The organism is Ammonifex thiophilus (assembly GCF_003368535.1).
Classification (GTDB): domain Bacteria; phylum Bacillota; class Desulfotomaculia; order Desulfotomaculales; family Ammonificaceae; genus Ammonifex; species Ammonifex thiophilus.
In genome coordinates this window covers 1-261 of sequence record NZ_QSLN01000085.1, presented here as the reverse complement: position 1 = coordinate 261, position 261 = coordinate 1, and the positions used below count along the sequence as shown (strand labels likewise).

The 261-nt window shown below is 60.2% G+C and carries 1 protein-coding gene; it reads right to left on the bottom strand.

What is annotated here, in order from left to right; all coding sequences use genetic code 11:
- Positions 1–261, bottom strand: a 261-nt coding sequence (locus DXX99_RS11180) for a UPF0236 family transposase-like protein (RefSeq protein ID WP_205664721.1), incomplete at both ends; no start/stop codon positions are given.

Here is a 261-nt window from a genome sequence, read left to right as displayed (position 1 = left end):
AAACACCGTTTGCCTTCGCTACCCGCAACCGGGCCATCCGGTCTACCCCACGAGCACTCCATGCCATCGGCCGTGACGATAACCGCGCTGCCAAAATGTGACTTACGTGTCCCTCCGCACTCACCCCTAACTGTGCCTCCGGGTAAAGCCAGTATGCCATTATCCCCTCCCAGTTCTGATCTATGTAGCGCCGACAATCCCGCACCGCCTTCCTCCGGCCAGGAGTCTCCGCCTTCCTCGCCGCTCCCTTCAGTACCTTCT